Consider the following 25,308-nt stretch of genomic DNA (forward strand, 5'->3'; position numbering starts at 1 on the left):
GGGATCAGCTGGCGCTGGATTCCCGCGCCTCCTGGAACACATCGGCCGCGGCCAATTCGGAAATGACGGCGTTCAACGCGTCGACCTCGTCGTCGGTATTGGCCGCGGTGACCTGCACCCGGAAGCCGACCTGGTCGCGGGGCACGCCCGGATAGGGCGCGAGGGTCACGAACAGGCCCCGCTGCCACAGCAGCTCGGACACCTCGACGAGGTCGCGGTCCAGCGCGATCGGCAGCTCGATGATGGGCGTGTCGTCGACGTTCGGGGTGAACACGCCGAGCGAGCGCACGTGGTGCAGCACGCGCATCGACATGCGGTACAACTCGGCCCGCAGCTTGTCCCCGCGCTCGGCGTTGACGTCGAATCCGGCGAGGACGGTGGCCAGGGAGGCGGTCGGCGACGGGCCGGAGTAGAGGTAGGGGGCGGCGGAGGCCTTGAGCCGGTTCTTCAGCACGGTGGGCAGCGCCAGGAAGGCCATCAGCGACGAGTACGCCTTGGAGAAGCCGCCGACGAGCACGACGTTGTCGTAGGCCTCGGCGTAGTACCGGATGATGCTGTTCCCGGTGGTGCCGTAGGGGCTGGTCTCGTCCTCGGCGCGGGTGCCGATGACGCCGAAGCCGTGGGCGTCGTCGATGTAGAGCACGGCGCCGTGCGCGCGGCACAGGTCGAGGATGGCCGGCACGTCGGGAATGTTGCCGGTCATGCTGTTGACGCCGTCCATGCAGACCAGGACCGGCCCGCCGGCCGCGGCCGCCTGGGGCAGCAGCGACGCCAGCTCGTCGAGGGAGCGGAACCGGGAGAGGGTGGCGCCCTGGGCGCGGGCGAAGACGCAGCCGTCCCAGATGGTCTTGTGGGCGCGGGCGTCGATGAGCACCGTGCCCTGCCCGGCGAGCACCGGGATCACCGACAGGTGGATCTGCGTGATGGTCGGCAGGACGAGCGCGTCCTCGGCGCCGAGCAGCGCGGCCAGCCGCTCCTCGATCTGGGGGTACAGCGCCGGGTTGCCCAGCATCCGCGACCACGACGGGTGCGTGCCCCAGCGGCGTAACTGCTCCTCGACGGCCCCGATGATCTGCGGCTCGAGGTCGAAGCCGAGGTAGTTGCAGGAGGCCCAGTCGGTCAGCCAGTGGTCGCCGACGCGGATCCGGCGGCCGTCGATCTCGTCGATGACGGCGTCGTAGAAGCGGGTCTCGGAGCGGAGCCGGGCGATGCCGCTGTACCGCGGGTCATGATCGACATCCGTGGCGAGTTGCGAGGCGTGCACTGGTGGTCCTCCGGGGTGTTTCAGGCCGCGGTGCGACCTCCCCGTTGAGGCCCCGACGCATCGTCCGACAACCATTGACTAGCGTCACCGTAGCTCAACGGCTTGCTGAACAAGTACCCCTGACCGTGGTCGCAACCCATGGTCACGAGCAGGTCGCGCTCCGCCGCGGTCTCGATGCCCTCGGCGACGACCTGCAGCTTGAGAATCCGGGCCAGCTGCACGATCATGTCGACCACCGCGTGCTGCTCGGTCGAGGACACCACGGTGTCGATGAAGCTCTTGTCCAGCTTGAGCACGTCGACCGGCAGTCGCCGCAGGTAGGACAGCGACGAGAACCCGGTGCCGAAGTCGTCGATCGCGATGCGCACCCCGGCCTGGCGCAGGGCCGCGAGCTCGGCCGCCACCTCGCCGTCGTCGTGCAGCAGCAGGCTCTCGGTCATCTCCAGCAGCAGGCCGCCGGGCGGCAGGCCGACCCGGTCGATCTCGGCGAGTACCCATGGCGCGAAATCGGGCGAGCGCAGCTGCCGCGCGGAGACGTTCACCGAGACATAGATCTCATCCTCGGGGTACGCGATCCGCCACTGCGCCGCCGCCGTGATCGCGTTGCTCAGGACCCACGCGCCGAGCGGCACGATCAGCCCGCTCTCCTCGGCCACCGAGATGAACTCGTCCGGCGGCACCATGCCCCGCGTCGGATGGTCCCAGCGCACGAGCGCCTCGAAGCCGCGGGTGCGGTCGTCGGCGAGCGTGACGATCGGCTGGAAGTGCAGCAGGAACGCCTTGTCGGCGATGGCCCGGTCCAGGTCGGCGCGCAGCTTGTGGCGCTCGACGACGGCGCTGTGCAGCGAGGACTCGAAGCGCCGCCAGCGGTCCCGGCCCGCGTCCTTGGCCACGTACACCGCGAGGTCGGCGTGGCGCAGCAGCTCCTGGGCGGTGGCGGCCTCGGCGGTGGTGGACACGCCGATGCTGGCGGTCGCGGTCACCGTGCCGTGGGCGAGCTCGAACGGCGCCTTGAAGCTCTGCAGCACCCGCTCGGCCACCCGTTCCACGTCGGCCGAGGTGCCGGCCCGGCGGACCAGGGCCGCGAACTCGTCGCCGCCGAGGCGGGCCACGGTGCCGGCCGCGCCGTAGGAGCCGTCGACGGCCCGCAGCGCCTCGGTGAGCCGCTGCCCGACCGCGACCAGCAGCGCGTCGCCGGCGCCGTGGCCGAAGGTGTCGTTGACGACCTTGAAGTCGTCCAGCTCGACGATGAGCACGCCGACCGTGGCGCCCGTCTCGGCCCCGGACGCGACCGCCTCCTGGACCCGGGTCAGGAACACCTCGCGGTTGGGCAGGCCGGTCAGCGCGTCGAAGGTCGCCCGTTGGTACAGCTCCGCCTGCAACCGGCTCCGCTCGGTCACGTCCCGCAGGGTCACCACGACCCCGCGCACCGTCGGCTCGGCGCGCAGGTCGCGGAAGGCCGCCTCGACCAGCGCCGGCCGCCCGTCGGGCCCGGTCACCTGCAGGTCGGGGCCGGGGCGGTCGCTGTCCGGGCGGCCGTCGACGGGGCGGCGGGGCAGGTCCGGCGGCAGCGTACGGCGCTCGGGGGTCTGCACCGTGCGCGCGTCGGCCAGGCGCCGGCTGACCTCGGCCGCGCTGTCCTCGGCGAACGCGACCGGCAGCGGGGTGCCGACCAGGTCCCACCCGAACAGCGCCCGCGCGGACGGGCTGGCGTAGGTGACCAGGTCGTCCTCGCCCACGATGAGGATGACGTCGGCGGTGTTGAGCACCAGGGTGCGGAAGTACGCCTCGTTGTTGCGCCGGCCGACCTCCTCGCCCAGCGCGATGCGCTCCAGGGCCATCGCGGCCTGGGTGGCGAGGATCTGCGCGACCTCCTGCAGCCCGACGAGCACCACCTCGTCGGCGGCGATGTACAGCGCCCGCTCCGCCGCCCGCCCGTCGGCCAGCGCGAGGGGGCAGCACAGCGTGAACTCGAAGTCGCCCAGCTCGGCGGCGACGGCCGGGTCCAATGTGGACGTGTACGGCATGGCGACCTTCGGCCCGACCGCCGGGCCGATGTCCACGGCGTGGGCGCGCCCGGGCGGCAGCAGCTCGGCGACGGCGTCGCGGACCGTGGCGGTGACCGCCGCGGCGTCGGTGGCCATGAGCAGCGCGGCACCGGCGCTGCGCAGGCGCCGCTCCCGCTGCACGGTGAGCCGTTGCGCGCGCACGGCCCGGCCCAGCCGCAGCAGGACCAGCCCGGACAGCAGCGCGGACACGGCGGCAATGGCGGCGGCGTCGCGCACCCGGCCTCCCCGCATCTCGACGAACAGCACGATCGGAGCGATGAACAGCGACAGCCCGAGCAGCAGCAGCCGGCCCAGGCGCTCGTCGCCGGCGCGCTGGACGCGGGGCTCGGTCAGCTGCCGCATCGAGGGGTGCAGCGCGGCCACGCCCCACAGCACGTAGAACGCGGCCCAGCCGATGTCGGTCGGCCCGCCGGTGGCCCAGCCCTCGCCGGAGAGCTGGTGCAGGCCGTAGCCGACGTCGGAGCTGAGCAGGCCGGCGCCGCCGAGGGCGAGCAGCGCGACGGCGGCGTCGAAGCGCACGGACGCGATGAGCCGCGCCCCCACGAGCAGCACGACGATGTCGGCGAGCGGGTACGCGATGGAGATGGCGCGATCCAGCATGGACAGGTCGGGATTGTCCACATAGGGCCGGATGAGGAAGATGTAGGAGAGCAGGCCGAGGCCGGCCGTCAGGGTGATCGCGTCGAACAGCCCGCTCGGGTCGCGGCGCACCACCCCGAGCCGGTAGAGCCAGACCATGGCGGCGGCGATCAGGACGTACACGGTGAGGTAGAACGCGTCGGCCAGCGAGGGGAACGCCTTGGCGTGCACGCGGGTCAGCACGTCAGCGATGAGGTCCCCGGTGATGAAGCAGGCGACGGCGCCGGCCAGCAGCAGCCACGGCGCCCGGCGGCGGGGCTTGTGCAGGTGTACCCCGAGCAGCATCGCGCCCGCGCTGCCGTAGCCGATCGCGGACCACAGCACGGGGTGGAGTCCGGGCAGCGCGAAGTTGGCGATCACCAGGACCGCCATCGCACCGGCGTAACCCGCCAGCACCCCGCGTGCCGACCCGTTCACCCTCAGCTGTCCCTTGTCTGCGACCACCAGCCCCGACCCGCGCGCTCGCGGCGAGGCAGACGCTACCCAGTTCGCTGCCCGATGAGGAGTACCTGACAGGATCGTTCCGGGTGGCCCGCACGACGCTTTTGACGCCATTTGCGCATTTGGCGAATTAGATGGTACCGATCAATGCTCGTCATATCTACACCGCGCGATGACCCGTTTTACGCTGGGCGACCGATACCGGGGATTCATTCACGCAGTCTTTCGCCGTCATTCGTCCTTCCGGCCAGCGTCACCGACAGCGCGGCGGTCAGCAGGGCCACGCACCAGGGCCCGCCGAGGGCCCAGGCGGCGTACAGCACCATGGCCGACAGCTCGGTCGCGAGGGCCGCGACGGACGTGACGGTGGCCCGCGCGGCCCCGTCGATGACGGCCTGCAGGCGGGCGTCGGCGATGACGAGCACCAGGCGGTACAGCGCGTAGAACCCGGCGACGAGCACGATCCCGGCGGGCCGGTGCAGCGCGGCCGACCCGGCGAGGGCGAGCCCGGCGGCGAGCATCAGCCCGGCCAGCCCCCACCCCGGCAGGCGGCCGGCCCGAGCGGCGAGGGCGGCTCCGGCGGCCCCGCCGAGCGTGATGACGAGCGTGGCCGCGGGGTTCAGCGCCGTCGGTACTCCCCACGCGGCGGTCAGCAGCGGGAAGTACTCCTCGAACGCGTCCAGGCCGGCCAGCGCGGCGAGCACCAGTGCGGCGGTGCGCACGGCCGGGCGCCGGGCCGCCTCGCGCACGCCGTCGCGCAGGGTGGCGAAGTAGCCGAGCTCGTCCTCGTCCTCGTCGTTGCCAGAACCGTTGCGCACCTCGGGCAGGCGCGTGGCGAGCAGGGCGGCGGTCAGGCAGATGGCGACGCTGACCCAGCCGACGAGGGGGTACCCGCCGAGCGGGAACAGCACCGCGGCCGCCACGGCGGCGGGGATCTGCGCGATCAGCCCGGCCGCGGTGATCTGGCCGGAGACGCGCACGTAGCGGCTCTCGTGCCCGGCCGCGAGCAGCCCGTCGTAGAGCAGCGCCTCGAGCGCGCCGCTGGCCAGCGCCCCGCCGAGGCCCCACAGCACGAACCCGGCCGCGAACACCCAGAACGAGGGCAGCGCCGTCCACAGCGCGAAGCCGGCCGCCTGCAGCAGCCCGGCCGCGACCAGGTTGGCCCGGCGGGAGAAGCGGTCGGCGAGCGCCCCGGTGGGCACCTCGGCGACGATCCCGACCGTCGACCAGATCGCGAACAGCAGCGAGATCTCGCCGCCGGACAGGCCCGTGTCGGTGAACAGCAGGGCGTACAGCGGGTACAGCGGCACCGCGTCGGACAGCAGCGCCCAGCCGACCCCGCGGCGGCTCAGGCGGCGGACATCGGCGGGCAGCGGTTCAGGGGCGCGACGTCAACCAAACGGCATGGCCGGGACCCTACTGGATCGCGGCGAGGAACGCGTCCGATATCGGGCCCGCCGCCTCGCTGCCGGCGTCGGTGACGTAGGCGCAGTACGCGATCCCGTTGCGCACGCCCACGCTCAGGTTCGGCGCGCTCAGCGTGCCCGACACCGCCGCGCCCGGCTCGGCCTTGGTGCCGCGGATCAGCACCGGCGGCTGCCACGTGCCCCGCGCGAGGGCAGCGGCGGCCGCGGCATAGCCGAGCGGCGAGGCGACGACGCCGTTCGGGGCGGCGCGGCCGGTGAACGCGTCCGCGCCGAGCTTCCAGTCCGCGCCGGCGCCGAGCCTGGCCGGATCGACGGGCCAGGCCGGACCGGGGATCTCGCCGAGGAAGGCCAGGTTGTACCCCGTGGCGCTCGGCCCGTTCGCGACCGCGAGGACGGCGCCGTCGCTGACCCGCACGGCCACGAGCGCCGAGGGCCTGGCGGTTGCGGCGACGGCGGCGTCGGCGGCCTGCTGCGTCTTGACGTCGATGGTGGTGGCGATCGCGGCGCCGTCCTGCGCGGGGAGGGTGAACAGCGCGTCGCCGGGCTCGTCTCCCATCGGGACGATGGACAGGCCGGGGAGGCCGCGCAGCTGCTGGTCGTACCGGCGCAACAGCCCGGTGAGGCCGGCGACGTCGCCGGCCTTGAGGGCCCCGTGGCTCGCGTCGATGAGCTCCTTCGTGGCGGGGCCGGAGGTGCCGAGCAGGGCCCGGGCGAACGTGCGGGTCATCGGCAGCATGAGCGTGCCCGTGCGGGTGCGCACCCCGGCGGCGCCGTCGAGGTCCGTGGCGATCTGGTCGAAGTCGGTGCGGCGCAGCGTCACCAGGTCGACGAACGCGTCCGGCTTGGCCGCCTGCAGCTTCGCGGGCAGGGCCTGCACGTCGACGTCGACCTTCACCGAGCGGAACACGGCGTCGAGGTGCTGCACGAGGGCGTTGACGTCGGGCACGCGCTGCGGCTCGACCCCGACGTAGACGACGGGCGTCTCGGCGGCGATCGGGCTGTCGTCGGCGGCCACGATCCTGCCCCGCTTGGCGGCGGTGGAGCGGATCGCGAGGTGCTGGCCGTCCTCCAGCTTCGGGTGGACGGTTTCCGGCCCGAAGTACACCTGCCAGCGCTTGCCGAGCATGCGGGCGTGCACGGCGGTGTCGTAGGTCCAGCTCCGGCCGTCCGGCAGGGTCCAGGCCACGCCGACCGGGAGGGTGGCGTCGGCCGCCTCGACCTTGGGCTTGCCGTGCGGGGTCAGGGTGGGCCGGCGCGCGGACAGGTCGCCCTCGGTGCCGGCCAGCAGCTCCTTGGCCGCGGCCGGGTCGAGGGTGCGGCCCTGCGGCGTGAGCAGGGTGCCGACGCCGGCGAAGTCGGCCTTGCGCCAGCCGTCCAGGAACGCCGTGAACCGCTCGTTGACCGCCTTGTCGGCGTCGTCCTCACACCCGGCCAGCGGCGCGACCAGGGTCAGCGCGCCGAGTACCAGGAGAATCCCCCGTAGCCCTCTCACGCGCCGACCCTATCGCCAGCTATGCAGTGAGCCGCGACACGGACCGCATCTTGTTCATCGCGTCAAGCGCGGCAACCTTGTAGGACTCCGCGAGCGTCGGGTAGTTGAAGACCGCGTCGACCAGGTAGTCCACCGTCCCGCCGCAGCCCATCACGGTCTGTCCGATGTGGACGAGCTCGGTGGCGCCGGTGCCGAAGACGTGCACCCCGAGGATCTTGCGGTCCTCCGGCGACACGATGAGCTTCAGCATCCCGTACGAGTCGCCGATGATCTGGCCGCGCGCCAGCTCGCGGTAGCGGGAGATGCCCACCTCGAACGGGATGCTCGCGTCGGTGAGGTCGTCCTCGGTGCGCCCGACGAAGCTGATCTCCGGGATGGTGTAGATGCCGATCGGCTGCACCTGGTCCATGCCGCGCACCGGCTCGTCGCAGGCGTGGTGGGCGGCCAGCCGGCCCTGCTCCATCGACGTCGAGGCGAGCGCCGGGAAGCCGATGATGTCGCCGACCGCGTAGATGTGCGGCACCTCGGTCTGGAAGTGCTGGTCGACCGCGATCCGGCCGCGGTTGTCGTACGTCAGCCCGGCCTTGTCCAGCCCGAGCAGGTCCGCGGCGCCCTGGCGGCCGGCCGAGTACATCACCGTGTCGGCCGCGATCCGCTTGCCGCTGGCCAGGACCGCGACCGCGGTGCGCCCGTGCCGCTCGACGGCGGCGACGGTCTCGCGGAAGCGGAAGGAGACCGACAGGTCCCGCAGGTGGTACTTGAGCGCCTCGATGACCTCCAGGTCGCAGAAGTCGAGCATCCGCTCGCGCCGCTCGACCACGGTGACCTTGGTGCCCAGGGCCGCGAACATCGACGCGTACTCGATGCCGATCACCCCGGCGCCCACCACCACCATCGAGCCGGGCACCTTGTCCAGGTTCAGGATGCCGTCCGAGTCGATGATCGTCACGTCGTCGAAGTCGACGCTGTCCGGCCGGGCCGGCCGGGTCCCCGCCGCAATGATGATCTTCTCGGCGGTGACGTGCGACTCGCGGCCCTGCTCGTCCTCGAGCGCGATCGTGTGCGGGTCGGTGAAGCGGCCCGTGCCCTGCAGCAGCCGCACCCGGTTGCGGGCCAGCTGGCTGCGGATGACCTCGATCTCGCGCCCGATCACGTGCTGCGTCCGGGCCCCGAGGTCGCCGACCGTGATGTCGTCCTTGACCCGGTAGCTCTGCCCGTACATCTCGCGCTGGTTCAGGCCGGTCAGGTACAGGACCGCCTCGCGCAGCGTCTTGCTCGGAATGGTGCCGGTGTTGATGCAGACCCCGCCGATCATGTTCCGGCGTTCCACCACGGCGACCCGGCGGTCGAGCTTGGCCGCGGCGATGGCGGCCTTCTGCCCGCCCGGCCCGGAGCCGAGCACGAGGACATCGAAGTCGTACATGGTCGACAGTGTCCCCGGCGTGCCGGGCAGCGTAAAGGCATGTGCGGTTATGGTCGTCCGCGTGAAACGAATCCTTCAGGCCGTGGCCACTCGACTGGGCCTGCGCCAGCGTCGCTCCCCTTCAATTTCGCACCCGGTTCCGGGGCCGCCCCCGAAGCGCCAGGAGAGCCAGAAGCTGCTCGAGTACTCCCCCAACCTCGACGGGGACGCCGACCCGGGCGAGATCGTGTGGACGTGGGTGCAGTACGAGGAGGACCCCAACCAGGGCAAGGACCGCCCGGTGCTGGTGGTCGGGCGCAAGGGCGCCGACGTGCTCGGCCTGATGCTCTCCAGCCAGCACGACCGGGACGGGCAGCGGAACTGGTTCGCGCTGGGTCCCGGATCGTGGGACCGGGACAAGCGGCCCAGCTGGGTGCGCCTGGACCGCGTGCTGACCGTGCCCGCGCACGGCATCCGGCGCGAGGGCGCGGTCCTGGACAAGGAGCGCTTCGACCGGATCGCGGCCGAGCTGCGCTCCGGCTACGGCTGGTCCTGACTGCTCTATGAACCCTGCGCCACGGGGGTCGGCATCATCCTGCCCAGCTCGTCGCGCATCAGCGTGGCGGCGGCGTCGAAGTCGTCGGCCTTGGTCTCGGCGCCGTCGCGGGTGACCACCAGCCAGGTGCCGTCGGCCTTGGCCGACAGGGTGGCCTTGGGCTGCTGGATGCCCCGCTCGAAGTCGGTGGCCGACGCGGCGGTGAACGTGGCCACGGCCGGCCGGTGGCGGTGCAGGAACCGGTCGGCCACGGAGAGCAACGACTCGCGCGCGTCCGTGTCGGCCGGGATGGGGGTGAGGTCGTACGTGCGGTACGCCCGGGCCGCGATCATCACCCGGATCCGCTCGGCGTGCAGCAGCAGCACCCCGTCGGCGTGGTCCTCGGCGGACAGCCCGACCTGCACGAACCCGCGCACCTCGCGCAGGCCGGCGGCGACGGCGGCGATGGCGGGGGCGAGCTCGAGACGGCTGCCGCTGCCCTCGACCGGGGCCGCCAGGTGGCGCAGCAGCAGCGACCCGACCCCGGCGCTGAGCACGGCGTCGGCCCGATCGGCCTCGGTCAGCCCGAGCAGCCGCGGCGTCTGCCCCTGCTTGTCCCCGCTGGCCAGCAGAAACGACAGTTCGGCGGCGGTCATGCTGAGCTGTTCGGTCGCGGTCCCGTCCATGGCGTGTCATCCCGTCGCGCGTCGCTTGTCGTGGGGTCGGAAGGTTCAACGGCGACGGCGCCCGGGGGTCACGCCCCGGCTCGGGTGCAATCCGACACGCGCTGGTTTCAAAAGTGGCGTGGGATCGCGAGCCCCGGCGACGGGGGCGGTAACATGCCGACGTCCGACCGGAGAGGGACCTCGATTGACGCAGCGTAGCAGGGCATGGGGGCGAACATGACCGACGGCATCGCGACCGGCACCGTCGGTGGTTGCGTGGTGGTCACCCCGTCCGGAGCCCTCGATGTGGCCACTTCACCGGAGCTGCACACGCTGCTGCACCAGACCCTGGACGACGGCGAGACGCGGCTCGTGCTCGACCTGTCGCAGGTCGACTTCATCGACTCCACCGCGCTGCGGGTGCTGGTGTCGATCCACAAGCGGCTGCGCGAGGGCGGCGGGTTCGCGGTGGTCTGCCCGCACGCCCGGATCCGGCGGATCTTCGACCTGACCGCGCTGGACCGGGTGCTGACCCTGACCGACACGGTGGACGAGGCCCTCGCGGCGCTGGCCAAGGCCCCCTCCTAGGCCCGCGGGTGGCGGATGCCGGGATGTCCTTCCGGCAGCGCCCGGCGCAGCACCCACCAGCTCACGGCCAGACAGGCGGCCACGAGCGGCCAGGTGAGGATCGTCTGCGCCGCGGCGAGCGTCAGCGTCCAGCCGGCCGCCCAGAGCGGGATGAACACGACGAGCCTGATGACGTACTGCAGCACCCACACCCAGCTCGCCCGCTGATAGGCCCGCAGCAGGTCCGGGTCGCGCCGCCAGCGGGTCTTCTGCCCCAGCACCGTGCCGACGATCAGCCCGAGGAACGGCCAGCGGACCAGGATGCTGCCGGCCCAGGCGAGCGCGGAGACGGCGTTGGTGAGCACGCGGACGCCGAAGAAGTCCGCGGCGCGCCCGGTGCGCAGCGCCACCAGGGCCCCGGCGCAGACGACCAGCAGACTGAGCACCGTGCCGACGGGCCGCCGCCGCTGCGCGATCCGCCACCCGGCCACCGCGACCCCGGCGGCGATCGCGATGCCCGCGCCCCAGGCGACGGAGCGGCCGCCGGCCAGCCATCCGCCGGCGAAGGCCAGGACCGGCACCGCGGTCTCGACCGCCGACCGCCGGCCGCCGAGCAGGTCGCTCAGCGTCTCCCCGTCCGCCGCGCCGCTCGCACCGGTCTCGCGCACGCCGCCGCCGTCGTCCGCGACCCGCTCGCTCGTCATGCTCCCCCGCCACCCTGTCTCACCCGCGACCGATCGGACGAAGGTTAGCCTGTCCTACGATCGCGGGCGAGACAAGGATGCCTAGCTGTGGCTGACGGTCAGCGCATAGAACTTGACCTTCGCGCCGTTGGTCGTGCTCTCGGACGAGGACTGGTTGTAGGAGCCGGCCTTGAAGTACATCCCGTACTGGTTGAACGACGACGGGATCGGGTAGCTCGTGGTGCTGCCGTTCACGGTGAGCTTGATGGTGTTCCCGCCGCTCACCGCGATCACGTAGCTCCACTTCACCCCGAGCGGCACGTTGCCGACGGTGTGCAGCGTCTGGCCGCCGTCGGGCGAGTTCTCGGTGCCGAGCACGATGTCGCCGTTGGGCCGGTAGTACAGCTCCAGCAGCGGCTTCGTCGACGGCCCGCCGGTGCCGAGGTGGATCTGCCCGACGCACACGTTCTTGGTCACCGACGGGATGCGCAGGGTGGCCGAGAGCTTGTGCGACCCGGCCAGCTTCCAGTCGGCCGCGCTGCCGTTGCTGTTCATCTCGCGCAGCTCGGAGCGCGCGTAGTTGGAGTTCGGCGTGGTGACGCCCTTCTCCGGCGCCCAGAACGTCATCGAGCCGTCGGTCTTGTCGGTGAAGAAGTACGCCGGGTTGACGTACCCGTTCGCCCCCTTGAGCTGCGAGGGCGGGATCTGCGTCGGCGAGCCCGGGCTGCCCGTCGGCAGCTGGAGCTGCCAGATCGACAGGTCGAAGTTCCCGCCGGGCGCGACGTTCGGGTCGAGCCCGGCCGCCGGCGTGGTGGGCGTCGCGGTGCCGCCCGGCAGCGTCCACGCCTGGTTCGCGGCGCCGGTGCAGGTCCAGATCTGCAGCCGCGTGCCGTTGGCGGAACTCTGCCCGGTGGCGTCGAGGCACTTGCCGGAACCGGTGTTGACCAGCGCGCCCCCGTTGACGGTCCACTGCTGCGCGCCGGTCCCGTTGCAGTCGTACAGCTGGATCTTGGCCCCGTTGGCGGTCGAGGCGGCGGTCACGTCGAGGCACTTCCCGAGCGCGCGGACGGTGTTGTCGCTGTTGCCGACCGTCCAGCTCTGCGCGCTCGTACCGTTGCAGTCGTACAGCTGGACGGCAGCCCCGTTGGCGCTCGACGCGGCGGCGATGTCGACACACTTCCCGCCCAGCCCGGTGATGGGCCCTGCGGTGGCGGCGGTGGCGGCGGTGACCCCGAGCACCGTGAGCGCGCCGGCGACGGCGGTGGCGGTGAACGCGATGAGGATCTTCGAACGACGTCGCATGGGCAACCCCCTTGATTGGCAGAGTGGCTGCCAATCAACACCTCCATCGATGTCTTGTCAACGCCGCCCTGGCACCTTAAAGGCCGTCTTCCCAGCCCAGCGCTTTTATAGGCAACTTTATTTAAGGCGAAAAGTCGGGCGCTGGCGCGCCGCGACTTTTCGGACTTATCGCCCGACGGGGTATTCGTCCAGTTCAGCCGTCAGTTCCGCGGCAGCGCATTCGCGTCGATCAACGCCTCGGCGCTCTCACCAGCGATGTCCTGCCGGAGCTGGTCGAGGCGCCCGAGCAGCGACACGGAGTCGAGCGCGGCGAGCGCGGTCGGGAACACCCGGTGCACCCGCTCGACGGCGGCGATGAGCGCGGCGCGCAGCGACGTGTCGTCCACGTCCTGCCCGTCCAGCCGCTGCGCGAGCAGGTCGGCGTGGGCGTTGAGCAGCGCGCGCAGGGTGTCCCGCTTGAGCGCGGGCGGCGGCCCCGGCCGGTCGTACAGCCGGTCGACCGCCAGCGAGATCGCCCGCACCTGCAGCGTCACGCCGACGAGCCAGGCCTGCTCGCGGCGCAGCTGCCGGACCTCCCGGCGCAGCCCCCGCGCGAACACGTTGAGCAGGGTGACCTCCTCGACGCCGGCGACGGCCGCGGTGGCCTCGGCGCCGACCTCGTTGAGCTTGCGCGACTCCTCGATCCACCCGTGCCGCTGCCCGAACTCCAGCAGCCCGCCGGCCGCCGACGTGGTCGAATCCGAGCGGGTCGCGAGCTCGTCCGCGATGGTGCGCAGGACCGTGACCGCGGTCCGGCCCCAGGCGTCCAGGGTCGAACGGATGCGCCCGACGTGGGGCCGCTCGGGGATGACCACCGCGATGGTCAGCCCGACGACCGAGCCGATCGCGACGTCGGTGAAGCGCCACTGGCCGTACCCCTTCGCCACCGGCGCCAGCACCACCACCGCGAGGGTGGCGATGGTGAGCTGGTTGCGGGCGAGCGGCGTGTTGGTGATCTGCCGGGCGACCGCGAGCGCGGCGAAGGCGGCGAGGGCGAGCGACCACCAGGTGAGCCCGAGCAACTGGGTCCAGGCGATGGCGAGCGCGGTGCCGATGAGGTTGGCGAAGAGCAGCTGCAGGCCGGTGGCGATCGAGCCGTACACGCTGGCCTGCAGCGTCAGCACGGCGATCACCGGCGCGAACAGCACGGCCACGTTCTCACCCAGCTGCCGGGCGAGCACCCAGGCGACCGTGGCCGCCGTGGTCGTCTTGGCGATCGTGAGCCAGCTCGGCTTGCTCTGCGGCACGCTGGCCAGCAGCGTTCCGAGCGGCTCGGTGACGACTTCGTGAGGTCTGCGTCGCACGTGGTCGATCCTCTCAACTCCGAGGCTACCTACCGCCACGAACCACGGGTTAGGGTCCAACCCGTGCGGAGCTACGACCACCCCAACCTGTTCAACTTCCGCGATCTCGGCGGGTACCCCACGGCCGACGGCCGCGTCACCCGCTGGCGGCGCCTGTTCCGGTCCGACTCGCTCAGCCGCATCGACCCCGAGGACGCCGCGTCGTTCACGGCGCTCGGCGTGCGCACCGTCATCGACCTGCGCCGGCCGCGCGAGATCGAGCGGGACGGGCGCGTGCACGAGTTCGACGGGCTGCGGTATCACCACCTGCATCCGGTACACGCGGAATGGGAGGTGTCCGCGGAGGCCGACGAGATCAGCGACGCCCGCTGGCTGGCCGACCGCTATCTGGACCTCGCCGAGGACGGGCGGGCCGCGATCGTCGCCGCGGTCGAGGTCATCGCGGACGCGCAGAACGCGCCGGTCGTGGTGCACTGCGTGGCCGGCAAGGACCGGACCGGCGTCGTCTCGGCCGTGACGCTCAGCGCGCTCGGCGTGCCGGACGAGGTGATCGCCGAGGACTACGCGCTGACCCAGGGCGCGACCGACCGCAGCATGCAGTTCCTGCGCGCGCTCAACCCCGAGGTCGCCAAGATGCCGGCGCGGTGGCTGCTGTCGCCGGCCGAGACGATGACGCTCTTCCTGGCCGACCTGCGCTCCCGGCACGGTTCCATTCGCTCGTACCTCGGGCTGTCTCCCACGACCCTCGCCCGCCTCGAGGAGAACCTGTTGGAACGCCCGGCGTGACGGCCGGCTCCACTGTTCGGTTGATTCCGGTTCGGACGGGAAGTTGACATAGTCCCCCTCGCATCATTCGCGGGGGAGGCGAACGAACCATGAAGCGCATCGCGCTGCTCGCAGCATGCGCCGTGGCGCTGCTGCTGGCGACCGCCGGCTGCGGCCCGGTCAAGGCCGGCGACGGCGACCTGGTCGACGACTGGGGCATGCTGGCCGCGGCCAAGGTACCCGAGCCCGAGCCCGGCTGGTGCTGGCTGTCCACCGCCGTCAACGCCCGCGACCTCGACACCGTCGCGGCGACCCGGCAGGCGTGCGACTCCGACCACTCGCTCGAGACGATCACCATCGGGCACTTCACCGGCGACGCGGCCAAGGGCGCGAACCCGCCCACCGGCGAGGCCGTCGCGGCGGCGTGGGGCGAGTGCGTCAAGGCGGCCGACGACTTCCTCGGCGGCGCCTGGGGAACCGGCCGCGTGTACGTCATGGTGAACCCGCCGACCTCCAGCCAGTGGAACGGCGGCGCGCGGTTCTACCGGTGCGACGCCGCCGCCCTGCGCTCCGAGGCCGGCATCCTCGACCTGCGCAAGACCACGCTGAAGGGCACCGTCGCGGCGAGCGGGGAGCTGCGGCTCACCTGCGGCGCATCGGTCGGGATGACGGCGGACTCGTGGGACGACATCACCCCGGCGTCGTGCACGGCGGCGCACGATGTGGAGTTCGTCGGTACCATCACCAGCCCGGCCAAGGACTATCCGGCCGACGGCAACGCGTTCACGGCGGCGTTCGACGGGCTGTGCGAGTCGCAGCTGCTGGCGTACACCGGCATGACCAAATCGACGTACGGGACGCAGCGGTCGCTGTCGTACGGGTACTGGCAGACCGGCGGCAAGACCGAATGGGCGGCCGGCAACCACACGGCCCGCTGCTACGCCGTGATCGACGGCAAGAAGATCAGCAAGTCGATCAAGGGCATCGGCAACGTCCAGGTCTGAGCGTTCCGTGGTACGTTGAAGGCGATGTGATCACCGGACCTTCCCGCGCCCGCGCCTGAGGACCTCGTGCCCGGCGGGCGGAAGCGTCGATCCGACGGTGGTCTGCCTTGTCTCTCGTACCCCTGATCGCTCATGACCTCGTGCGCACGTTCGGCACCCGCCGCGTGCTCGACGGCGTCTCGCTCACCGCCGCCCCCGGCCGCCGCATCGGGCTGATCGGCGAGAACGGCACCGGCAAGTCGACGCTGCTGCGGCTGCTGGCCGGGGCCGACGAGCCCGACGGCGGCACGGTCACGCGCCCGCCCGACCTCGGCTACCTGCACCAGGAGATGCCGTTCGACCCGGCCGCGACCGTCGCCGACGTCGTCGCCGACGCGGTGCGCGAGTCCCGCGCCTGCCTGGCCGCCATGGACGAGGCGCTCGCCGCCGGGCGCCTCGACGACTACGCCGGGCTGCTGGAGCGCGCGCAGGAACTCGACGCCTGGGACGCGGACCGGCGCGCGGAGATCGTGCTCGATGGGTTGGGGCTTTCGGCGGTACCACATGTGCGGCCTCTGGAAACGCTTTCCGGAGGACAGCGGGGCCGGCTCGCGCTCGCGGCCCTGCTCGTGCGCCGCCCGGCCGCGCTGCTGCTGGACGAGCCGACCAACCACCTCGACGACAGCGCCGCGGCGTTCCTCGAGGAGCAGCTGCGCGGCCTGCCCGGCGTGGTCGTGCTGGCCAGCCACGATCGCGCGCTGCTCGACGCGGTCTGCACGGATCTGCTCGACCTCGACCCGGCGGTGGACGGCCCGGTGCGCTTCGGCGGCGGGTACTCCGCGTACCAGGCCGAACGCGCGGCCGAACGCGAGCGCTGGGAACGCCGCTTCGCCGAGGAGCAGGAGGAGCTCGACGAGCTGCGGCACGCCGTCGGGGTGACCGCGCACCAGGTCGCGCACAACCGGCCGAAGCGCGACAACGAGAAGATGAACTACGGCCGCACGGCGGGCCGGGTCGAGGGCCAGATCTCCCGCCGCGTGCGCAACGCCGCGCGCCGCCTCGACACGCTCACGCGCGCGCAGGTGCGCAAACCGCCGCCCGTGCTGCGGTTCCGGGCGGCCGCTCTTGCCGTGGACGGCGACGGACTGCTGGTCTCCCTGCGCGACGTCCGGGTTCCGGGCCGTTTGACCCTCGACCACCTCGACCTCGCGGCCGGCGACCGGCTGCTGGTCACGGGCGCGAACGGCAGCGGGAAGTCCACGCTGCTCGCCGCCATCGCCGGCGCCGTGCCCGCGCCCGGTGTGCGGCGGCGGGCTGGGCTGCGCGTCGGGCTGCTCGCGCAGGACACGACCTTCGATCGCCTCGACCGGACGGCTTCGGAGACCTACGCGGCGGTGCTCGGTGAGGAGCAAGCGGATCTGGTACCGCTGCGGAGCCTCGGCCTGCTCCGCGCCCGTGACGCCGCCAAGCCCGTGGGCGAGCTGTCGGTGGGGCAGCGGCGGCGGCTCGATCTCGCGCTGCTGATCGCGGCGCCGCCGGATCTGCTGCTGCTGGACGAGCCGACGAACCACCTCTCGCCGGCGTTGTGCGACGAGCTGGAGTCGGCGCTCAACACCGGGCCGGGGGCGTTCGTGGTGGCGAGCCATGACCGCTGGCTGCGCGAGCGCTGGCAGGGGCGCACGCTGCACCTGGGCTGAGTTGCTGCTGGACACTGCGCGCGGCTGAGCTGAGTTGCTGCTGGACTCTGCGCGCGGGCTGAGCTGCTCCTGCGAAAAGTGTCGTACCCCGTGGCTAGGGTTGTCTCCGAACGCACCCGATGGTCGCCGGCTTCGGCCACCGGGCCGCGTTTACGCCGGAAGGTGTCGTACCCGGGGTCTAGGCTGGCCGCCGATGGTTCCGATCGACGAGGTCTACCGGCGGCTGCGTGACGTGCCGGAGGACGGCCAGTGGTACCTCATGTCCGTCCTGTGGCAGCTCGACCCCGCCCCGCCCGCGGCCAAGGCGCCGGCGCACCTGCAGCGCGACGTGGAGCGGGTGGTCGAGCACATCGCCGCCCACTGGCCGCAGCGGGCGGAGTTCGCCGGTATCCGCACCCTGGAACGGCTCGGGGAGGTGAAGCTGGACCACGACGAGACCTACGTGCTGGCGATGATCTCGGCGCTGGGCGACCGCTGGGACGCCGACGCCCGACCGGCCGCCATCCGCACCGACGACGAACTGCGCGAGACGCTGCTCTGGCGCGCCTTCGAGATCGAGGGCGGCGGCGAGATCAGCCTGACCAACGTCGACAAGTACAGCCACGACGGCGCCGGCTGGGCCGACACCCTGCGCACCCTGGCCGCCGACGGCACCCTGCCGCGGGCGCGCCTGCTGCACGAGTGCCTGCGCGCGCTGGGCCGGGACTTCAGCGCGTACCGGGCGGGCTTCTTCTCCCAGCTGTACACGTCCCTGACCCCGGCGAAGGAGGAACTCGACCAACCGCGACTGATCCGCCTCCTGGGCGCCCCGATCCCCGCCACGGTCACCTTCGCCGTGCGCCACCTGACCGCCGTCGACAAGGCGGGCGGCCTGGACGACGCGGCGTTCGTCGACGGCGCCGGCCCGGCGCTGACCGTCCCGGCGAAGGGCACCCCGCTGGCCGTGCTCACGCTGCTGACCCGCGTCCGGACCCGCAACCCGGCGCTGACCCCGGGCGTCGCGGAGCTCTACGCCCTCGGCCTGGAGCACCAGCACCGCGACGTGCAGCACCGCGCCCTGACGCTGCTGCGGGCCCTGGACGCCCGCGACCCGGTGGCCGAGCGCCTGGACCTGCTGGAGCCGACGGTCGCCCGCGAGGCCACCACCTGGCTTCAGGCAACGCCCACTCCCGCCGCAGCCAGCCCGTCGCCCGCGGCCGCCAGCCCATCGCCCGCCGCGGCCAGCCCGTCCCCTGCCGCGGCCAGCCCGTCCCCGGTCGCTGCCAACCCGTCGCCGGCCGCGGCCAGCCCGTCCCCGGTCGCTGCCAGCCCGTCCCCGGTCGCTGCCAGCCCGTCCCCGGTCGCTGCCAGCCCGTCGCCGGCCGCGGCCAGCCCGTCCCCGGTCGCTGCCAGCCCGTCGCCGGTCGCTGCTGCCGCGGCAGAAACCCGGACAACGACCACGGCGAACCGGGCGCGATCGCCGGAACCGACGGTCGCGCCACTGGACCCGGTTCGCCGAACTCCGGTCACCGCTGCTGATCCAGGTGCGGCCGGCGCCATCGCGGAAACGGAAGCTGCGGTCCCCATCGCGGCGCCCGGAGCCGTTCCCGTCGCGGCGCCCGCGGCGGCAGCCCCCACCGCGGCGCCCGCGGCTACCGCCCCCATCGCGGCGCCCGCGGCGGCAGCCCCCACCGCGGCGCCCGCGGCTACCGCCCCCATCGCGGCGCCCGCGGCTACCGCCCCCATCGCAACGCCCGGAGCCATTCCCGTCGCGGCGCCCGGGGCGGCGGTCGCCGTCGCGGTGGAGCGGTCCGTCGACGAGCGGGTCGCGGCGTTGCTGGCCGGTGAGACGACGCCGTACGAGATCGAGTTGTTCCTCGCCGATGTCGCCGCCCGGAAGGTCTCCGGTGACCTGCAAGGCCCGGCGCGCAAGGTGCTGCGGCGCGCCGAGAACGGGTCGCTGCGCCATCAGGTCGCCGCGCTCGTGCTCGGCCAGGCGCCCACCGTGCGGGGTGACCTGCTCGCCGAGCGGCTGGCCGAGGTGCACGCGATGGCCGCGGGCAGGGCCGAACCCCGCACACTCCTGGCCACCCCGACCGACGCGGCCGGCTGGATCGCGCCCGAAGTCCTCGTCACGCGGCTCGCGACCGGCCCCGAGCCGCTGCACCACGATCTGGTCGCCGCCCTGCTCCGCATCCACCCCGACGGGCGCGAACGGGCCCTGCGCGCCGCGAGTGACCTCCCGGGCCAGGCCGGTGCCGCCGTGCGCCATGCCCTCGGCGCCGACGGTCTCGACGTCGAGCGTTTCCTGCGGGCGCCCGTCAAGCCGACGACCGCCGCCGTCTGGATTGCCGCCGCCCGGTCCCGTGCGCCGCTCGACGACGATCCGCTGCTCATCGCCGCCGGGCTCGACAAGCCCGGGCAGGGGCCGGCGGCGAGCATTGCGCTGCGCGTGAAGGTACAAGAGCATCAGTACAAGGAAGGCCCGCACACCCGGACCGTGCGCTGGTGCGAGCAGGACCTCGGCCTGCACCGGTGGGCCGCCGACCAGCCCACCGTGGCGTCGTCGAGCCAGCCGGACGGCGGGCCCGACTGGATTCCGTGGGCCGCGCAGATCTGGCCGCACGACGCCGAGGTCTTCTGTGCCTCCGCGCTCGAGGAGATGCTCTGGGCGGCCGGCACCGAGCGGGCCTACGCCGCCTCCGCGACCCTCGACGCGCTCGCCGCGCATCCGGGGCGGATGGGGCCGCTCGCCGCCGGGGTGCTCGTGGCGGGAATGACCACGACCGAGATCGGCCACCGCACAAGGGCCGCCGAGACGTTCGCCGCCCTGGTGCCCGACCGGCTCGACCCCTCGCTCGTCGCGGACGCCATGGTGGCCCTCGCCCACCACGGGACGGCGAGCCGCTGGGCGTCCACGCTCCGCTCGTACCCCGCGAGCGTCACGGTCCTGGCCGGTGCGCTCCCCCGGCTCCCCCGCGACCACCCCGGCCTGCACGCCCTCCTGACCACGCTGCACGAGGAGTCGGTCCGCGCCGGAACACACCCCGCGAACCCCGGACTGCGCGCGTGGCTCGAAGGCTTCAGCGGCAGCACCAAGGCCGCCAGGACCGCCCGAGCGCTGCTCCAGGAACAGCCGTGACCGACGTCGAGCAGACCTACCGCTACCGCCGTCCGTCCACCGTGGACGGCGGCGGGGTCGCGCTGGCCACGAGCGGTGGGCCGAGCCCGCATCCGTACTTCTTCAGCGGCTTCGTCGAGCACGCCGAACCCGTCGCGGCGGCGTTGCTGGCGGTGGCCCGGATCGCCAGGACGCGCTTCTACACGCCGCCCAACGCGGTCGCCGCCGCGATCCGGGCCGCCGATCCCGTGGTGACCGCGGACGCCGACGGCTACCTGCGGTTCGAGTCCCTTTCCGTGTGCTGCGGCGTGTACGGCCGCCTCGACCTCCTGCCCGGCTCGCTCGACGGCGACGTGCGCGCGCACGGTACGACCAATGTGGACGTCAACGCCCCGATGCGCGACGCGCTCTCGGGCATCGGCGGGCTGGACCCGATGCACCTGGCCGTCGGCGACGACGAGCTGCGTGTGACCACCCTGGACGGCGAGGTGGTCGAGCGGCGGGTGCCGCTGCCCGAGCGCTGGGTCCGCAGCCTGGCCGAGGTGCACCTGAGCGCGCGGGCGATGGCGCCGGCCGCGGAGTACCCGGCCGTCGCCGTCCGCCGGTTCCTGCAGTCGCAGGCGCGCGGCCCGCAGCACGGCGACCTCTACGCGGTGCCGGCACCGGGCGGCCCGAAGCTGGCCACGAAGCCGGCCCCGGGCGCGGTGGGCGTCGCGGGACTCGACCGCCTGCGGGTCGTGGAACCGCTGCTGCGCCGGGCGAGCCGGGTGCGGACCTACGGGCGCGGTACCGCCTCCGCCTGGATCCTCGACCTGCCCGGAGCCCGCTTCACGGCCATGCTCAGCCCGTCCCCGAGCCGCGCCTTCTCCGGCGAAGGCGGCATCCTGCAACACGCCCACCACGACGGCGACCGCGGCATCCCGCAACACGCCCACCACGACGGCGACCGCGGCATCCCGCAACACGCCCACCACGACGGCGGCCTCGATCTGGCCGACGGCCGGGTCTTCCGGCGCGTCCTGCCCTTCGGCGTGGACCCCGGCGCCCAGCCCAGGATGCGCGACGCCCGCGAGCTGCCGGTGGAGCTCACCGCCGAGGGCGCCGTGGTCCACAGTGGAGACACCCGCTACGTCGTGCGCGCGACCGCCCAGGGGGAACGCTGCACCTGCCAGTGGTACGCGAAACACGCCCTCGACCGCGGCCCCTGCAAACACATCCTGGCGTACCGCGCGGCCAAAGGTTAGGGCAGCTCCGCGACGTCCCCGGACGCCTCGTCGAACACGTGCACGTGCCGCCCGTCCGGCGGCCGGTGCCGCGGCGTCGCCAGGATCTTGGCGAACCGCGCGATGCCGTCCCGCCACCACGACCCGTCCGGCAGCCCGAACAGCGCCGCGTCGAGGTCCGAGCGCACGGTCACGGTCAGCCCGGTCCAGACCCGGTGCGGCCCGAACGGCGGCGCCCCCCGCTCCGCGGTGGTGTGGACGGTCGTGTTCCGGGACAGCTCGGTGTACCACATCCCGGCCCGGATGATGTCCGCCACCGGCCGCAGATCGGCGTTCGGCGGCGAGGTCACGCTCGCCCCGTGCACGGTCGCCGACAGCGCCCCGCCCCGGTGCAGCACCAGGTCGACCGACGCCGTGTCGGGCGCGAGCCGCAGCAGGTCGGCCGCGGTCCACGCGGCGATCACCAGCGGCCAGTCGGAGCTGGGGTACGCCCCGAAGTACAGCCCGGGGTTCGCCTTGACGGCGCCACCCGCCGACCGTACCCGAGCGCGAAGGACCGGTAACCGATTGTCAGCCACGGCGCAGACTCTGGCAGTCGCGCCCGTCGATGTCCATACCCTCGCACCCTGCCATTGCGAATTAACAGACGGCGAACTCCCGGAACGCATCGTCCGTTCGCAGGAGGCCCGCCAGCTCGTGGACGGCGGCGCGGCCGGCGCGGTTGGCGCCGACGGTGCTGGCCGACGGGCCGTAGCCGACCAGGTGGAGCCGCGGCTCGCGGACCACGCGCGTGCCCTCCATGCGGATGCCGCCGCCCGGTTCGCGCAGGTGCAGCGGCGCCAGGTGCGACAGGGCGGCCCGGAACCCGGTGGCCCAGACGATCGCGTCGAACGGCTCGAACCGCGACCCCCACATCGCGCCCCCCGGAACCAGCCGGTCGAACATCGGGTGCCGCTCCAGGTTCCCCCGGGCCTGCGCCGCCCGCGCCAGGTCCGTCCACCCGAGCCCGGTGACGCTGACGACACTGCGCGGCGGCAGTCCCGCCGAGACGCGGGCGGCGACCTGGGCCACGACCTCCCGCCCGTACTCCTCGGTGAAGTCGCTGTGGAACACCGGCTCGCTGCGCGTCACCCAGTGCGCCGAGGGCAGCTCGGCCAGCACATGGATCGCCGAAGCACCCCCGCCGACGACCAGCACCCGCTGCCCGGCGAACTCCTCGGGCCCCCGGTAGTCGGCGTAGTGCAACTGCCGCCCGGCGAACGACCCGGGATAGAAGGGCACGTACGGCGCCGTCCAGGTCCCGGTCGCGTTGATGACGCCCGAGGCGGTATACGGGCCGACCTGAAAGCCGGATGAAAGCCGCAAAACGGACTCGACGCGGAACGGCCGCACGACGGGCAGCGCGTACAACGCCTCGTAGGAGCGGAAGTACGACGAGACGACCGAGGCCGCCGAGCCGGACGAAGGCGGCGTGAACGGGTACCCAGGAAGATCGAAAATGCGGTGCAAAGCAGCAACGGACAACGAGGGCGACCGGTGCTGCCAGGCGCCGCCCGCTCCCGAAGCAGCGTCCAGCACGACGAAGGACAGGCCGCGCCTGCGCAGCCAGTAGGCGGCCGACAGCCCGGCCTGTCCCGCGCCGATCACCACCACGTCCGTGTCCACGGCGGGTACAACCCCGCCGCGGGCACGGATCATGTCAGCCGGTGACGGACCTTACTTGGTCTTGCCCTTCACCAGAGCCCAGGCCGTGGTGTTGAGGGTGTCCTCGACGCCGATGAAGCCCTCGTCCGGCGTGAGCTCGTCGTCGCCGAAGTCGTAGTCGAAGTCGTCGGCGGTGCCGCCGATGTTGTCGGGGCCGACGCCGAACAGGCCCGGGAAGGCGCCGCCCGCGTCCATGAGGTTGGGCGTGGCGTTGAGCGGGTCGGTGTGGAAGCTGCCGTACAGGTGGCCCGCCTCGTGGCTGATCACGTTGCCCAGCGCCCGGCCGATGAACTTGATCTTGTTGCTGGCCGGGGTGATGTACGTGTTCAGGGAGGCCGCGCCGGTGCGGTCGGAGAGCACGTCGAGCAGTACCAGCGCGGTGTCCTCGGTCGCGTAGTTGCCCGGGTCGATGAACTGGGCGATGCCGATCGTGTCGATGCCCGACTCGGCGATCGTGCCGCCGACGACGATGCGGTGCACGTTGGGCTGCCCGAACGGGTCCGGGTCGTCGCGGCTGTTGAGGATCCGCAGCCCGACGCGCGGGTCGGTGCCGCGCTCCTTCGCGTCGGTCAGGATGTTCTCCCGCACCGTGGCGATGACCTGGTTGATCACCTTGTCCTCGTCGGCCGCGGTGAGCCCCCACCGGCCCAGGAAGCCCTGCAGCGGGCTCAGCTGGCGCACGCCCGGGCCGCCGAAGATGGCGGTGTTGAGCCGCGCGCCGTCGAAGTCCAGGTACAGCGTCTGGGTGGTGCCCTGGTCCAGCGCCTCCGGGCCCGGCCGGTACGCCTCGAGGGTCAGGTCGTACGCGCCGGAGACCCCGCCGGGCTGGACCGTGTAGCGCCCGTCGCGCGGCGCCACGTAGGACACGACCGCGTTGCCGCCGCCGGGCAGCGGCGAGGCGGGCGCGTAGATGAAGCTCGCGTCCTGGTCGGAGCCGAACACGACCTTCCCGTTCGGGTCGCGGACGATCAGCGAGGGGCTGACCCCGGTCACCGAGCCGCCGAGCACGTCGCCGGCGACGAGGTCCACGGCGTAGAAGTCGAGGTCCGGGAAGGCCAGCGACACGGTGATGCCGTACGGGCCCTCCTTGCCGGCCCCGAGCCCGCTGCCCGAGTCGAACGGGTCCGCGGGCAGCACTGTGCCCAGGCCGTACCCGGAGATCATCAGGAAGTAGTCGCCCGAGTCCGGGAACGTGTAGGTCAGCAGGCTGCTGAAGCCCGGCCCGCTGTCGTCGTCGGCCGCGACGAGCACGCCGCTCGCGTCGTACAGCGCCGCCACGGTGTCCAGGTCGCCCGAGGTGGCCGCGGTGATCTGCTGGCCCGCGTGGGCGTGGACCTTGCTGAAGTCGAAGTCGCCGGTGCCGTCCCCGGCGGTGCCGTGCGGGCCGTCGCCGATCGACGCCGTCGTGGCGTACGCGGCGCGGCTGGTGCCCAGGTTGAACTCGAACGACAGCGGGATGGAGCCGTCGTCCTCCGTCGCCGGGCTGACCGTGCTCGGCGTGGGCAGCGCGTCCGGGTCGAGCTGGCCGAGCACGCGGACCTTGTTGTTGAGCTTCTTGCCCGTGCCGAAGCCCTTGATCAGCTCGGCGGTGGCGGGCGTGTCGTTGGCGCCGTTGGTGCCCTTGGGCTCGGCCTCGTCGTGGACGATCGGGTTCGCCGCGGCCAGGCCCTTGTTCTGGGCGAGCTTCTGCTGTGCGCGGCTGGCCGAGGCGGCCTTGGCCCGCTCCGACCAGTAGTACTTGTCGACCTTGCCCGGGTCCGGCAACAGTGCCGTCCACGGGTTCGCGGTGCTGGTCGCGGCGAGCTTGCCGGCCGCCGACTGCTTCGGCACCACCTGGATGCCCGCGGCGAGCTGCCGCTGGATCCCCGCCTGCAGGTCACCGGACGGGGCCTTGGGTGCCGCGCTCGCCGGTGCCTGGGCGACCACCACCGCGACGCCGGCGATCAGGCCGGCCACGGTAATGCTCGCTAGCCTTTTCCTCACTCTGCCTCCCCATTGAGTCAGGCC

General features: G+C 72.9%; 19 protein-coding genes. 7 read left to right on the top strand and 12 right to left on the bottom strand.

Translation table 11 applies throughout. The annotated features are described in order from the left end of the window. Window positions 1-4: 4 nt before the first annotated feature. The 5 genes from ACQPZ4_RS32325 to sthA form a co-directional block, all read right to left on the bottom strand. Window positions 5-1,264, bottom strand: a complete 1,260-nt coding sequence (locus tag ACQPZ4_RS32325; protein ID WP_433043893.1) for an aminotransferase class I/II-fold pyridoxal phosphate-dependent enzyme — start codon at window positions 1,262-1,264, stop codon at window positions 5-7. Between the two features lie 20 nt (window positions 1,265-1,284). Next, window positions 1,285-4,344 (bottom strand): EAL domain-containing protein, encoded by a 3,060-nt coding sequence (locus ACQPZ4_RS32330; RefSeq protein WP_433043896.1) that lies wholly within the window; start codon window positions 4,342-4,344, stop codon window positions 1,285-1,287. A 278-nt stretch (window positions 4,345-4,622) separates the two neighbouring features. Next, window positions 4,623-5,723, bottom strand: coding sequence for an MFS transporter (locus ACQPZ4_RS32335; protein ID WP_433043899.1), 1,101 nt, complete (start codon window positions 5,721-5,723; stop codon window positions 4,623-4,625). A 106-nt stretch (window positions 5,724-5,829) separates the two neighbouring features. Next, window positions 5,830-7,332: an NTF2-like N-terminal transpeptidase domain-containing protein gene (locus ACQPZ4_RS32340; protein WP_433043902.1), complete on the bottom strand. Its 1,503-nt coding sequence runs from the start codon at window positions 7,330-7,332 to the stop codon at window positions 5,830-5,832. A 19-nt stretch (window positions 7,333-7,351) separates the two neighbouring features. After that, a complete protein-coding gene (gene sthA / locus ACQPZ4_RS32345; protein ID WP_433043905.1) occupies window positions 7,352-8,755 on the bottom strand; it encodes a Si-specific NAD(P)(+) transhydrogenase in 1,404 nt (467 codons plus the stop codon). Window positions 8,756-8,879: 124 nt separating this feature from the next. Between sthA and ACQPZ4_RS32350 the strand changes: the two genes are divergently transcribed. Continuing rightward, complete coding sequence (locus ACQPZ4_RS32350; RefSeq protein WP_433066746.1) at window positions 8,880-9,290, top strand: type II toxin-antitoxin system PemK/MazF family toxin; 411 nt, start codon at window positions 8,880-8,882, stop codon at window positions 9,288-9,290. Between the two features lie 5 nt (window positions 9,291-9,295). Here the strand turns inward: ACQPZ4_RS32350 and ACQPZ4_RS32355 are convergent, their stop codons facing one another. After that, a complete protein-coding gene (locus tag ACQPZ4_RS32355; protein ID WP_433043908.1) occupies window positions 9,296-9,955 on the bottom strand; it encodes a hypothetical protein in 660 nt (219 codons plus the stop codon). Between the two features lie 216 nt (window positions 9,956-10,171). On the opposite strand from ACQPZ4_RS32355, the gene ACQPZ4_RS32360 reads away from it, so the two are divergent. After that, window positions 10,172-10,522, top strand: a complete 351-nt coding sequence (locus ACQPZ4_RS32360) for an STAS domain-containing protein (protein WP_433043911.1) — start codon at window positions 10,172-10,174, stop codon at window positions 10,520-10,522. On the opposite strand, the gene ACQPZ4_RS32365 is transcribed toward ACQPZ4_RS32360, so the two are convergent. The 3 genes from ACQPZ4_RS32365 to ACQPZ4_RS32375 all read right to left on the bottom strand — a co-directional run bounded on the left by ACQPZ4_RS32365 (window position 10,519) and on the right by ACQPZ4_RS32375 (window position 13,829). Continuing rightward, window positions 10,519-11,205, bottom strand: coding sequence for a DUF3159 domain-containing protein (locus tag ACQPZ4_RS32365; RefSeq protein ID WP_433043913.1), 687 nt, complete (start codon window positions 11,203-11,205; stop codon window positions 10,519-10,521). The genes ACQPZ4_RS32360 and ACQPZ4_RS32365 overlap by 4 nt on opposite strands. 81 nt (window positions 11,206-11,286) lie before the next feature. Continuing rightward, a complete protein-coding gene (locus tag ACQPZ4_RS32370; protein ID WP_433043916.1) occupies window positions 11,287-12,486 on the bottom strand; it encodes a polysaccharide lyase family 7 protein in 1,200 nt (399 codons plus the stop codon). Window positions 12,487-12,686: 200 nt separating this feature from the next. Further along, the gene (locus ACQPZ4_RS32375) at window positions 12,687-13,829 is read right to left on the bottom strand and encodes an aromatic acid exporter family protein (protein ID WP_433043919.1); all 1,143 of its coding nucleotides are present in this window, start codon (window positions 13,827-13,829) and stop codon (window positions 12,687-12,689) included. Window positions 13,830-13,892: 63 nt separating this feature from the next. Here ACQPZ4_RS32375 and ACQPZ4_RS32380 point away from each other — a divergent pair, with 63 nt between their 5' ends. The 5 genes from ACQPZ4_RS32380 to ACQPZ4_RS32400 all read left to right on the top strand — a co-directional run bounded on the left by ACQPZ4_RS32380 (window position 13,893) and on the right by ACQPZ4_RS32400 (window position 21,618). Then, the gene (locus tag ACQPZ4_RS32380) at window positions 13,893-14,615 is read left to right on the top strand and encodes a tyrosine-protein phosphatase (RefSeq protein WP_433043921.1); all 723 of its coding nucleotides are present in this window, start codon (window positions 13,893-13,895) and stop codon (window positions 14,613-14,615) included. Window positions 14,616-14,704: 89 nt separating this feature from the next. Further along, a complete protein-coding gene (locus ACQPZ4_RS32385) occupies window positions 14,705-15,598 on the top strand; it encodes a septum formation family protein (protein WP_433043924.1) in 894 nt (297 codons plus the stop codon). Between the two features lie 107 nt (window positions 15,599-15,705). Further along, entirely contained in the window at window positions 15,706-17,274 is a 1,569-nt protein-coding gene (locus tag ACQPZ4_RS32390; protein WP_433043927.1) for an ABC-F family ATP-binding cassette domain-containing protein, read from the top strand. 193 nt (window positions 17,275-17,467) lie between these two features. Next, complete coding sequence (locus ACQPZ4_RS32395) at window positions 17,468-20,395, top strand: DUF6493 family protein (RefSeq protein WP_433043930.1); 2,928 nt, start codon at window positions 17,468-17,470, stop codon at window positions 20,393-20,395. Further along, window positions 20,392-21,618, top strand: a complete 1,227-nt coding sequence (locus tag ACQPZ4_RS32400) for an SWIM zinc finger family protein (RefSeq protein WP_433043933.1) — start codon at window positions 20,392-20,394, stop codon at window positions 21,616-21,618. The genes ACQPZ4_RS32395 and ACQPZ4_RS32400 overlap by 4 nt, the downstream gene beginning before the upstream one ends. Here the strand turns inward: ACQPZ4_RS32400 and ACQPZ4_RS32405 are convergent. The 3 genes from ACQPZ4_RS32405 to ACQPZ4_RS32415 form a co-directional block, all read right to left on the bottom strand. Continuing rightward, a complete protein-coding gene (locus ACQPZ4_RS32405; RefSeq protein WP_433043936.1) occupies window positions 21,615-22,175 on the bottom strand; it encodes a hypothetical protein in 561 nt (186 codons plus the stop codon). The two genes, ACQPZ4_RS32400 and ACQPZ4_RS32405, sit on opposite strands and share 4 nt — an antisense overlap. A 61-nt stretch (window positions 22,176-22,236) precedes the next feature. Further along, window positions 22,237-23,295, bottom strand: a complete 1,059-nt coding sequence (locus ACQPZ4_RS32410) for an FAD-dependent oxidoreductase (RefSeq protein WP_433043939.1) — start codon at window positions 23,293-23,295, stop codon at window positions 22,237-22,239. Between the two features lie 18 nt (window positions 23,296-23,313). After that, window positions 23,314-25,257: a hypothetical protein gene (locus ACQPZ4_RS32415; RefSeq protein ID WP_433043942.1), complete on the bottom strand. Its 1,944-nt coding sequence runs from the start codon at window positions 25,255-25,257 to the stop codon at window positions 23,314-23,316. Between the last annotated feature and the right edge of the window lie 51 nt (window positions 25,258-25,308).

Source organism: Dactylosporangium sp. CS-033363, assembly GCF_050942475.1.
GTDB lineage: Bacteria > Actinomycetota > Actinomycetes > Mycobacteriales > Micromonosporaceae > Dactylosporangium.